The organism is Persicimonas caeni, assembly GCF_006517175.1.
GTDB lineage: Bacteria > Myxococcota_A > Bradymonadia > Bradymonadales > Bradymonadaceae > Persicimonas > Persicimonas caeni.
Window position 1 is genome coordinate 6,170,658 of record NZ_CP041186.1, and the last position, 11,411, is coordinate 6,182,068.

Here is an 11,411-nt window from a genome sequence, read left to right on the forward strand (position 1 = left end):
CGCTCACGTGGGCCGGGCTCTCCGCCCCCCGGGCGCCTGCTTCGGGGGCAGAGGAATAGCTGCTACTTCGTGTGTGTACCTTTTAGGTAACATGTGTGGTGCACGAGCGGCCACTTACTCAGGCTTCGAGCTTTCTTTATGTCTAAGAACCCGTTCGACCGAGACGGGAATCAGCCATTGTACCGCCAGTTGGCGGAATGGCTCGGCAAGCTGATCTCCGAGGGGACCTACGAGACGGACAGCCGACTGCCCTCGATTCGACAGTTGAGCGAGCAGTTGTCGGTGAGTCGCACCACAGTGGTCTACGCCTATCGCTTGCTGGAGGACTGGGGTTTTGTCGAGGCGCGGTCCCGGTCGGGCTATTTCGTCCAGTCGGTGCAAGACCGTCAGCCGAGGGTAGGTGCCGCCGCGCCGCCGAGCTGGGACACCACGCCCAAACTATTCGATGTCGCGTCGGCCAGCGACGACCCCACGGTGCGCATGATCGTCGCCGGCGCCAACCTCGACGTCCTCCAGCTCGGCGTGGCGCTACCCAATCCCGAGTTCTACCCCACCGACCGCCTCTCGAGGCTCCTGAGCCGCGTAGTGCGGCATCAGCCAGCCGTGGCCGCTCGCTACTGCCCCTCACCAGGCTTCGAGCCCCTCCGCGTCCAAATCGCCCGGCGAGCGGTCGCCGCAGGGGTGTCGATCAGCCCGGAGGACGTCGTCATCACCAACGGGGCGTGCGAAGCCTTGTTCTTGAGCGTGCGGGCGGTGTTGGGGCCGGGCATGCGTGTCGCGGTCGCCTCGCCCACCTATTACGTCTTTTTGGAGCAACTCAATCAATGCGGCGTGATTCCGGTCGAGATTGCGGCGGACCCGCAGGAGGGCATGAACCTCGATGCGCTGCGCGAGGCGCATCGCAGAAAATCGCTCGACGCCATCTTCCTGATGCCCAATATCGCCAACCCCACCGGTGCGCTGATGCCGGACGCGACCAAAGAGCAAATCCTCGCCTTCGCGGGCGAGCATGGTCTTCCCATCATCGAAGATCACGTGCACGCCGAGCTCGCCTACAGCGACGCGCGGCCTCGGAGCCTGCGCGCTTTCGACAATGAGGCCGACGTTTTGTGGTGCGGCTCGTTCAGCAAGACGCTGGCGCCGGGCTTTCGCATCGGCTGGATGGTTCCGGGCGTGCATCGCGAGAAGGTCGCCAAGCTCAAGGCCACAAGTTCGGTCGCCAGCCCGACGCCCCAGCAGATGGCCATCGCCGAGTTTCTGGAGGAGGGCGGCTACGACCATCACCTCAAACAACTCCGCGAGGCATTTCGCGGCGCCGTCGAGACGATGCTGCACTTGGTCGACGCCTACTTCCCCGACCAAACCATCGCCCACCAGCCTCGAGGCGGCTATCTGTTGTGGCTCGAGCTTCCCGAAGGGGTCGACAGCATCCGTTTGGCCCAGCAGGCGCTGGAACACAAGATTGGCATTGGGCCTGGTCCGATGTTCTCGCCCGACGGCAAGTTCCAGAACTTCATCCGGCTGAACTGTGCGGTTTCGTGGACGGCGCGCACCCGGCAATCGGTGCGCCGACTCGGCGAACTCGTCGAAGAGCAGTTGCGTGGCTGAGGCTGACAGGAGAGGCGGCAGCGGTCATCGAGTTCGACCGCGACGGCTTCCATTCCATCGAGGCGTACACCGCGCCGGACTTCATCGACGCGTTGCCGCGATCGCTGCTGCCTCAACTCATCGACGACGGGAACGTCGTGATCACGAGAGACGATATCTAAGCCACTGCCCGCTCACTCGGCCGGCTCGCCGGCCACGTCGATGAGCACTTCGAGCTGTTCGGCGAGCCAATTGGGGCGCTCGACGTGCAATGCGTGGGCGGCGTGTTCGGCGATTCCAACATGGTGTCCGATACCATGTAGACGGGCGCCGAGGGCGGCATATTTGGGGTCGTCGGCGCCGACGAGCCAGGTCGTGTCGTCGAGCTCGTCGAGCCGGTGCCAGTTCGACGGCTGGCGGCCCGGGCTCAGCGCGACGATGACCCGCGCCATCGCCTCGGGATCGTTCTGGAGGCGCCGGGCGAGCATCGCCTCGAAGTTGGGATGCTGGCGCAACTCGCCGAAGATGGGCAGGCGATACCAGCGGTCGAGAAAGGCGGGGTAGTCTTGGCGGATCTCGGTGGCGCGCTCGCGGTCCTTTTGGCGGCGATCGCCGCGGGCGTCGTCGTCGGGGATGCCCGGCGAGGTCGAGACGAGCACGAGTTTGTCGACGGCTTCGGGGTGGTCGAGCGCGGTCTGAAGGGCGAGGCGGCCGCCCATCGAGTAGCCTACGAGCACGGGCTGGTCGAGTTCGTCGAGGATTTCGGTACGCAGGGCGTCGGCGAGGTCGGGGAGGGAGAGTTCGGCGTCGCCGAGCGGCTGGTCGCCGTGGCCGGGTAGGTCGACGCACACACAATGGTGCTCGTCGCCCAGCCCCTCGGCGAGGTCGCCGAAGTCGGCCGCGCTTCCCATGAATCCGTGGATGAGCACGACCGGCCGGGCGTCGGCCCGGCCGGTCGTGTAGGTGGTGAACGTGCTCATCGGTTGGTGTGGCTCGTGCGGCGTCGCAGGATGGCCAGGCCGAAGGCGACCAGCAACAGGTAGATCCCGTTCGCCGGGTTCGGCGAGTCTTGGTTCGCCGAGCAGCCGCAGCCTTCGTCGGCTGCAGTCTGGCCGTTTTCGACGGTCTGGCCGCCGTCGGCGCCCACGCCCGCGTCGGAGCCGGCGTCGTATCCGGCATCGGCGCCTGCATCGGCACCGGCGTCGTATCCGGCGTCCGAGCCGGCGTCAGCGCCAGCATCGGCACCGACGTCGTCGCCCGCTTCGGTCAGGCAGCTCGCCGAGCAGCCGTCGCCGTCTTCGGTGTTGCCGTCGTCACACTCCTCGACACCTTCGTGCAAGAAGCCGTCGCCGCAGGTCGCCTCTTCGCAGGTGATCAGGCAGGCGTCTTCGTCGCTGCCGTTGCCGTCGTCACACTCTTCGACGCCCTCGTGGACGAACCCGTCGCCGCAGCCGGCGCGTTGACACGTGCTCAAGCAGTCGTCGGTGTCGTCGTCGTTGCCGTCGTCGCAGGCCTCGCCTTGCTGGCGGAAGCCGTCGCCGCAGCTGGCCGCCACGCAGGTGTCGAGGCAAAGGTCGGTGTTCGAGGCGTTGCCGTCGTCACACTCTTCGCCCGGGTCGACCACCCCGTCGCCGCAGGTGGCCAGTTTGCACGCGTTGGTGCAGCCGTCGGTGTCGTTCTGGTTGCCGTCGTCGCAGCCCTCGACGCCGGCGTGCTCGTAGCCGTCGCCGCAGACCGCGTCGCGGCAGGCGTTGGTGCACGCATCGGTATTCGAGCTGTTGCCGTCGTCACACTCCTCGACGCCGGCCTCGACGTAGCCGTCGCCGCAGACCGCGTTGGCGCACTCGGTAGTGCAGCCGTCGGTGTTGTCGTCGTTGCCGTCGTCGCAAGCCTCTCCCGACTGGACGACGCCGTCGCCGCAGAAGGTCGTGGTGCAGCTATTCGAGCAGCCGTCGGTCTCGACGCTGTTGCCGTCGTCACACTGCTCGACGCCGGCCTGCACGTAACCGTCGCCGCAGCTCGCCGGCTCGCAGGTGTCGAGGCAGTTGTCGGTATTGTCGGCGTCAGCGTCGTCGCACAACTCGACGCCGGCGTGGACGAATCCGTCGCCGCAGGTGGCTGCGATGCAGGTGTTCAGACACCCGTCGGTGTTGTCGGAGTTGCCGTCGTCGCAGGCCTCGCCGGATTGGACGAATCCGTCGCCGCAGCTCGCGGCCACGCAGGTGTCGAGGCAGCTATCGGTATTGTCGGAGTTGCCGTCGTCACACTCTTCGCCCGACTGGACGACGCCGTCGCCACAACCCGCTGTCGTGCACGCGTTGGAGCACGAGTCGGTGTCGATGTTGTTGCCATCGTCGCATTCTTCGCCCGACTGAACGTAGCCGTCGCCGCAGGTGGGGGCTTCGCAAGTGTTGGTGCAAGAGTCGGTGTTGTCGGAGTTGCCGTCGTCGCAGGTCTCACCCGATTGGACGAAGCCGTCGCCGCAGGTAGGCGCGGCGCACGCCGTGGTGCACGAGTCCGTATTGTCGGAGTTGCCGTCGTCGCAGGCCTCGCCGGACTGGACGTAGCCGTCGCCGCAGGTGGCGCTTTCGCAGGTGTCGGTGCAAGAGTCGGTATTGTCGGAGTTGCCGTCGTCGCATTCCTCGTGGTTGCTCTGCACGGTGCCATCGCCGCAGTAGGCGGCCAGGCCGTCACAGGTGGCGTTGCAGTAGCCGTACGAGCCGTTATTCGCGCCGTCGTCGCACGACTCACCGGCGCCCACCGCGCCGTCGCCGCACACCGACGAGGCGCCGTACTCGTAGGCTCCCATATCGTACTCGGCGCCATTGATGCCGTTGCCGTCGACCGGGCGCGTGTTGCCTTCGATATCAAAGCCCGGCGCGCCGTTGGCGGTGCCCGCGTCGATGCTCGTGCTCGAGGACTGTAGCGAGTAGTCCGTGGGGGCGTTCACATACAGCGGGTTGGCGCTCAGGTTGCCGGCGCCGGTGGCCGACATGTTGTAAAAGTTGCCCGAGGTGTTGTTCCAGATATTCGAATAGGAGACGTCGATGGTGCCGTAGTTGTACTGGGCCTGGATGCCGTAGGAGGAGTTGTTGGTCACCAGAGAGTTCAGGACCTTGGCGCGAGCCGACGTGCCCGACACGGAGCGAACGTAGACGCCGGAGCCGCCGTTGTCGTCGATGGTGCAGTTGACGATGTCGTGGGTGGCCGACGAGCCGTTCTCCAGCTCCAGGTAAAGGCCATGGCTCGAGTTGCTGCTGACGATGGAGTTCGTCAGGTCGAGCTCGGCGCCGTTGGTGGCGAGGATGCCGTAGTTCCCGTTGTCGTAGATCTTCGAGTTGGTCACTGTGGCGACCGTGCCTGCGTTGAAGGCCTCGATGCCTCGGTACCTGCCGTCGTAGAACTCGACGGTGTCGACGGTGACGTTGCCGGCGGCGATGTGCAGCGACTCGCTGTAGGTGTTGCGAATCACGCTATCGCGCAGGTTGAGGACCGAGCCTGTGGCGTCGGTGCGCAGCCCGTTCTGGGCGTTTTGCAGGTCGATGTGGTCGAAGTCGGCCTGCGTGGCCGTCGATTCGACGTGGATGCCCGTCCAGTGAGACTGATTGGAGCCCGAGGCCGTGGTGCCGGTGTCGGGGATGAACTTGACCGGGTTCGACGAAGTGCCGTTGACGTCGATGGCGCCCGCGACGGTCAGTACGACTCGGTTGACCGAAGAGCCTGCGAGCATCTGGTCGCCGGCGTCGAAGTGAAGCTCCACGCCCTCTTCGATCGTCAGTGTCACCCCGCTGGGCACTGTCAGGTCGCCGGTGATCAGATAGGGGCTATTCGACGCGGTCAATGTCGTGTCCGTCCACAGATAGCCTGTCCAGTTGGTCGTCTGTGCACCGGCGTAAGGGACAGCACCCATGTCTTGGCCGTTGTCCGCGCCGAAACGCGCCGGCGACCGCGAGGTCAGCGCGTAGTCTGTGGGGGCATTGGCGTACAGCGGGTTCGTGTTGAGGTTGCCCGCGCCGGTGGCCGACATGTTGTAAAAGTTGCCCGAGGTGTTGTTCCAGATATTCGAATAGGAGACGTCGATGGTGCCGTAGTTGTACTGGGCCTGGATGCCGTAGGAGGAGTTGCTGGTCACCAGAGAGTTCAGGACATTGGCGCGAGCCGACGTGCCCGACACGGAGCGAACGTAGACGCCGGAGCCGCCGTTGTCGTCGATGGTGCAGTTGACGATGTCGTGGGTGGCCGACGAGCCGTTCTCCAGCTCCAGGTAAAGGCCATGGCTCGAGTTGCTGCTGACGATGGAGTTCGTCAGGTCGAGCTCGGCGCCGTTGGTGGCGAGGATGCCGTAGTTCCCGTTGTCGTAGATCTTCGAGTTGGTCACTGTGGCGACCGTGCCCGCGTTGAAGGCCTCGATGCCCCGGTACCTGCCGTCGTAGAACTCGACGGTGTCGACGGTGACGTTGCCGGCGGTGATGTGCAGCGACTCGCTGTAGGTGTTGCGAATCACGCTATCGCGCAGGTTGAGGACCGAGCCTGTGGCGTCGGTGCGCAGCCCGTTCTGGGCGTTTTGCAGGTCGATGTGGTCGAAGTCGGCCTGCGTGGCCGTCGATTCGACGTGGATGCCCCACCAGTGCGACTGATTGGTGCCCGCGGCCGTGGTGCCGGTGTCGGGGATGAACTTGACCGGGTTCGACGAGGTGCCGTTGACGTCGATGGCGCCGGCGACGATCAGCTCGACGCGGCTGGTATCCGAGCCCGAACTCATGTTGTCGCTGCTCGTAAAGTGAACCTCGACCCCCTGCTCGATCGTCAGAGACGCGCCGCTAGGCACGGTGATGTCGCCCTGGATGATGTAGGGGCTATTCGCCGACGTCCACGTCTGGTTGATGACGGTGCCGCCGGGGATGGTCGTCTGCGCCGAGGCGAGGCCCGACCACAGCAAACATCCAGCAAAGAGGGCGAGAGACGCCGTCGACTTCCAACTACCGGTCTTCATTCTTCGATCCTTCCACGTTGCAGATGTGAGAGCACGATCCACAAGTAATGGATGCACTCTCACGTAGCAACACGAAGGACCGAAAATCTGGGGGCTACAGGGCCTTTATTGCGCCGCCTGGTGATGCTGTCCGCTACGCTTCAACTCGACCTCCTCACGCAGCGCAATGATATTGTTGAGCAGCGACTCGGGGTGCTCGTGGATGAAGACGTGGCCGGCCCGAGGCACCATCGCCAAGGTGGCGTTGGGGATGAGCTCGGCCAAGATCTCGGAATTCTTGGGAGGGATGAGGAAGTCGGAGTCGCCGGTGACCACGCGGGTGGGCACCCGAATCTGGTCGAGCGAGTTGCCCGTGTGGTGGAAGGCTGCGGCGAGCAGTTGACCCAGGACCGCCCAGGGCGGGGTGGGGAGCTCGTCGAGGATATCTTCCCAGCGGCTGAACAGGTCACGCACGCGCTCCTCGGACTCCGGGTGGCTGAACAGCTTCTGGGCCTCCTCGAAGGTGACCGTCGTGCTCGCGAAGACCATCTTGAGCAGCAGCCAGATCGACTCCAGCCTAGGAAAGACGCCGGTGGGCACCCCGCAGGTCGTCGCTGCCAGGAGCAGTCCGCTGACCCGCTCGGGGTGATTCAGCGCGACGTGTTGAGTGAGCATGCCGCCAAACGAAACTCCGACGACCATCGCCTCGTCGATACCCTCGGCGTCCAAGATCATCGCCACGTCGTCGCTCATCTCCGACATCAAATACGGCGGCAGCGGAGCATCGGAGTGTCCCGTGCCGCGATTGTCGGGGATGACCACGAAGAAGTCGCGCTCGACCAGATCGTCGACCAGCGCGTGCCAGATCATGCCCGGCAGGCCGAGCCCCATCAGCAGCACGATCGGAGTGCCCCCGTGGATGCCGTGAGTTTCGTAGGCAACTTTGACGCCGTCGTTGGTAATATGAGCCATAGCTTTTGTGGAGAGCGGGAGCCGTAGAAGAAAAGCGAGTGCTGCTCATGAAAGTGGGGACAAGCGGCGCGATGCCAAGCCCTGAGGCGCGTTGACTTCCATCTGCCGTGTGTAGCCTCGACTGTGTGGGTTTATTCTCTGCGCAAAGGAGCTTGTCATGTTCGAAGAGTGGTTGCTTGCACCGCTGCCTAACCTGGGATTCATCGTCCTCGCCGCCATCGGCATGTACGTGGCGGTCATCATCTTTACCAAGCTCGCCGGGCTGCGCAGCTTCTCGAAGATGTCGAGCTTCGACTTCGCGATGACCGTCGCCATCGGCTCGCTTGTTGCGACGACCGTCGTGGCCAAGAATCCGCCGCTGTTGCAGGGCGTCGTCGCCCTCGCCGCGCTCTACGGGCTTCAAAAGCTAGTCAGCAACCTGAGGCGCTTCGACTGGGTCGGCAACCTCGTCGACAATCGGCCCGTGCTCTTGATGCGCCATGGCGAGATGTTCCTCGACAATATGCGCAGCACAGGGGTGACCGAGGAGGACCTACGCTCGAAGCTTCGCGAGGCCAACGTGCTCGAACTGTCTCAGGTGCGCGCGGTCGTCTTCGAGACCACCGGCGACATCTCGGTGCTGCATACCAAGGACACCGATGTCGAACTCGAGGGGTGGCTGCTCGAGGGCGTGCGCGACGCCGAGAGCCACATCGAAATGGCTGGCTCACCGGAGCCACGGCACGTTAGCGCGTAGCCGACAAAACGCCGGTCTTCTGGCCGCTTAGCAGCGAGAGAACATCCTGCTCGATGCTATTGGGCGCCTTTTCGACGACGCTTCCCACAACCTGGCCGTCGCGGTCGACCACGAAGGTGGGGATGGCGGGCAAGTCGAGCGGCACCTGCGAGACCTCGTCAGCTTGAAAATACTTGTCGACCCCGACGAGCTCGTAGGTGAAAGGGACCTCGCCGGCGGTGTCGAGCGCCTTGAAAAAGCGGGGCAACTCGCGCCGGCAGTCCTCGCACCAGGCGCCGAAATAGATCGTCACCCGAGCGCCGGGCACGACCTCGGCCAGCGCCTTGGCGGCCTTCTCGTCGACGGTGGCGTTGGCGATCGCCTCTTTCCAATCCTCACGCTGGCTCACGATCATCTCGCGGCTGACCAGACCGACCAGATCGCCGTCTCCCATCACCGTCGAGACTTCGTCGGCCGGCTTGGGCTCGGGGGCTTGTTCGGTCGGTTCTTCTGGTTTGGCCGGCTCATCTTGTTTGCTCTCCTCGGCCGGTTTGCTCTCTTCGGCCGGTTTGCTCTCTTCGGCCGGCTCGGTCTGCTCGGATTTGCAGCCGACGCTCGCGCCGAGCGTAGCGACGAGAAGGGCGAGGAGGAGTTTCGAAAAGAGGGCGTCGAACTTCATGGGAACCACGTCGGTGGGGATTGCGTTCAACCAACGCGTTCAAATTACTGGTTCGGCAGAATCGCGCAAGCCCTCGGTTCGGTGCGTGGGCATCTTGCCCTCGCAAATCCATCGGTGCGTGGGCATCTTGCCCTCGCTAATCCATCGGTGCGTGGGCATCTTGCCCTCGCAAATCCATCGGTGCGTGGGCATCTTGCCCTCGCAAATCCATCGGTGCGTGGGCATCTTGCCCTCGCTTGGCTTAGCAGGGAAGCACTCGCTCCGAAGGACGTTTCGTGGAATGATGCCGCGGTGACGTAACCTGCACTCTGTCAACCGAAGCACCCAACCAAGCCTATGTTCCGACTGTCCACGATCATCTTGGCCGCGGCGCTTCTGCTCGCCGCGTGCGACCGCCCTGCAAAGACCGACGCGCCCGCGCCAACCGAGGCTCCCCAAGCTGCAAAAGAGAAGCCCGTCGACGAGCAGCCCACGCTTCGCTTCGACTCGCCCGGCGAACCCATCGCCACGCGCCACCCCGAAGCGTCGCGCGTGGTCGCCATCGGCGACGTCCACGGCGACCTCGAGGCCTTCGAGCGTGCGTTGCGGCTGAGCGGCCTCATCGACGACGAGGGCAACTGGACCGGCGGCGAGACTGTGTTCGTGCAGACGGGCGACCTGCTCGACCGCGGCGACGACGAGCCCGAGATCATCGCGCTGATGGAGCGGCTCGAAAAGCAGGCCAAAGCGGCCGGCGGCAAGGTCGTCGCCCTCAACGGCAACCACGAGACGATGAACGTGCGCGGCGACCTTCGCTACGTGACCCCCGAGGGTTTTACCGATTTTCACGGCGTCGAGGGCGTCCAAACCGACCGCCCCGGCTTCGAGCGCGTGCCCGAAGACAAGCGCGAACGGCTCGCCGCGTTCTTGCCCGGCGGGCCGGTCGCCAAGCTCTTGTCTCACCACAATATGGTCGCCGTGGTGGGCGACTCGGTCTTCGTCCACGGCGGCTTACTCCCCGAGCATGCCGACTACGGCATCGAGCGCATCAACGACGAGACTCGCCGGTGGATGCTCGGCGAGGCTGACGCGCCGGCGTTCATGCAGAGCCGCGATCCGATGCCGCCCAACTGGGTGCGCCTGTACTCGCGACAGACGAACGAAGCCGCCTGCGAAACGCTCGACGCCGCCCTCGAGAAGCTCGGCGCCGAGCGCATGGTCGTCGGGCACACGCCCCAGATGAGCGGGATTACGTCGGCCTGCGACGGTAAGGTGTGGCGTATCGACGTGGGCATGTCGGCCCACTACGGCGGCACGCCGCAGGCCCTGGAGATTAGCGGCGACGAAGTGCGCGTGCTGCGTGAAAACGAGTAACGGCGCTTTTTCGAAGCGAGGGCAAGATGCCCTCGCTTCGATAAGGCGTCCTCAGCTCGTCGGCTTCGTTCCCACGATCACCGCCTCCACGCCGTCGGCGAACAGGTACGTCTCCGCCTCCATGCCCACCTCTTCGAAGGCCGCCTCGATCTCTTCGGGGCGCAGCAGGTGATTGCCCTGCACGTGCTCCGACAGGTTCTGCAGCGCCAGCCCGCGTCGGCGCTCGTCGCGCAGCGCGTCGCGCTCGGCCGGCCAATTCGGCTCCCAGATGATCGCCGAGCCGCCCGGGGCGAGCGTCTTCGACAGAATCTCGAAGACCTTGTCGCGGTCGCTCCACACGTGGTGCATCGCCCGGTTCATCGCGATCGCGTCGACCGGCTCGTCGGGCGCGAAGTCGTAGATGTCGCCCGTCTCGAAGCTCAAGCGATCGCCCAGACCCTCGGCTTCGGCCAGCCGCGCCGCCTGCTCGACGTTCTCGGCGAACCCGTCGACGCCGATGCCCCGAATCCCGTCGCAGCGGCTCGCCAACGCGCGCAGATACCAGCCGTTGCCGCAACCGAGGTCGGCGACCGTGCCGCCACGCTCGTTGAGGCGGGCGAAGACGGGGACGTTCGGCACGAGTTGCTCGCGGAAAAACGGCCCGAAGCGCTTCTCGAGCATCGGCCCGAACCACGGAAGCACCGTCTCGCGCTCGCCGAGCACTTTTTCGCCCGGACGCTCGCCGCTCTCCATCAACCCGGCGGCGCGCTCGGTCATGTGCGCGCCCAGGATCGAGCCGACCGCCATCGGCATGAGTGTGTCGGGGGCGTCGGGGTCGAAGGCAGCCCCCAGCGGGGTGAGCCGAAACTCGCCGCCTTCTTCGTCGAGTAACTCGAACGCGTAAGCTGCATCACACCAACGGGTGACATAACCGGCGTCGACGCCGGCTTTGTCGGCGAGCTGCGCCGGCGTGGCGGTTTCGAGTGCGTCGAGGGCGCCGAAGAGCCCATTGACGATGCCCACGTAGGCGGCCTGGAACACGCCGGCTTGCTTGGCGGCGTTGGCGAGTTGCTGTTTGCGTTCGGCGAGGTCAGTCATGGTGCGTCCTCTTGTTCGTATCGAGTTAGGTAGCGAATCAGGTAGCGAAGGAGTCT

The 11,411-nt window shown here is 65.0% G+C and carries 9 protein-coding genes; 3 read left to right on the forward strand and 6 right to left on the reverse strand.

The features are described from left to right. Positions 1–138: 138 nt before the first annotated feature. Positions 139–1,608: an aminotransferase-like domain-containing protein gene (locus FIV42_RS22870; protein ID WP_141199938.1), complete on the forward strand. Its 1,470-nt coding sequence runs from the start codon at positions 139–141 to the stop codon at positions 1,606–1,608. Positions 1,609–1,781: 173 nt separating this feature from the next. Here FIV42_RS22870 and FIV42_RS22875 read toward each other — a convergent pair whose 3' ends face one another. From FIV42_RS22875 to FIV42_RS22885, 3 genes are all read right to left on the reverse strand, one after another. Beyond that, entirely contained in the window at positions 1,782–2,567 is a 786-nt protein-coding gene (locus FIV42_RS22875) for an alpha/beta fold hydrolase (RefSeq protein WP_141199939.1), read from the reverse strand. Further along, positions 2,564–6,580, reverse strand: a complete 4,017-nt coding sequence (locus tag FIV42_RS22880; RefSeq protein ID WP_141199940.1) for a DUF4215 domain-containing protein — start codon at positions 6,578–6,580, stop codon at positions 2,564–2,566. The genes FIV42_RS22875 and FIV42_RS22880 overlap by 4 nt, the downstream gene beginning before the upstream one ends. A 105-nt stretch (positions 6,581–6,685) precedes the next feature. Next, the gene (locus FIV42_RS22885; RefSeq protein WP_141199941.1) at positions 6,686–7,531 is read right to left on the reverse strand and encodes an alpha/beta fold hydrolase; all 846 of its coding nucleotides are present in this window, start codon (positions 7,529–7,531) and stop codon (positions 6,686–6,688) included. A gap of 157 nt (positions 7,532–7,688) precedes the next feature. Here FIV42_RS22885 and FIV42_RS22890 point away from each other — a divergent pair, with 157 nt between their 5' ends. Then, a complete protein-coding gene (locus FIV42_RS22890; RefSeq protein ID WP_141199942.1) occupies positions 7,689–8,267 on the forward strand; it encodes a DUF421 domain-containing protein in 579 nt (192 codons plus the stop codon). Here FIV42_RS22890 and FIV42_RS22895 read toward each other — a convergent pair. Together FIV42_RS22895 and FIV42_RS22900 are read right to left on the reverse strand one after the other, a co-directional pair. Further along, a complete protein-coding gene (locus FIV42_RS22895; RefSeq protein ID WP_141199943.1) occupies positions 8,257–8,925 on the reverse strand; it encodes a TlpA family protein disulfide reductase in 669 nt (222 codons plus the stop codon). The two genes, FIV42_RS22890 and FIV42_RS22895, sit on opposite strands and share 11 nt — an antisense overlap. 39 nt (positions 8,926–8,964) lie before the next feature. Beyond that, on the reverse strand, positions 8,965–9,150 hold the full coding sequence (locus FIV42_RS22900; RefSeq protein ID WP_141199944.1) for a hypothetical protein: 186 nt from the start codon (positions 9,148–9,150) through the stop codon (positions 8,965–8,967). A gap of 111 nt (positions 9,151–9,261) precedes the next feature. Here FIV42_RS22900 and FIV42_RS22905 point away from each other — a divergent pair, with 111 nt between their 5' ends. Next, the gene (locus tag FIV42_RS22905; RefSeq protein ID WP_141199945.1) at positions 9,262–10,278 is read left to right on the forward strand and encodes a shewanella-like protein phosphatase; all 1,017 of its coding nucleotides are present in this window, start codon (positions 9,262–9,264) and stop codon (positions 10,276–10,278) included. A gap of 51 nt (positions 10,279–10,329) precedes the next feature. On the opposite strand, the gene FIV42_RS22910 is transcribed toward FIV42_RS22905, so the two are convergent. Then, the gene (locus tag FIV42_RS22910; RefSeq protein WP_141199946.1) at positions 10,330–11,355 is read right to left on the reverse strand and encodes a class I SAM-dependent methyltransferase; all 1,026 of its coding nucleotides are present in this window, start codon (positions 11,353–11,355) and stop codon (positions 10,330–10,332) included. Positions 11,356–11,411: the final 56 nt, after the last annotated feature.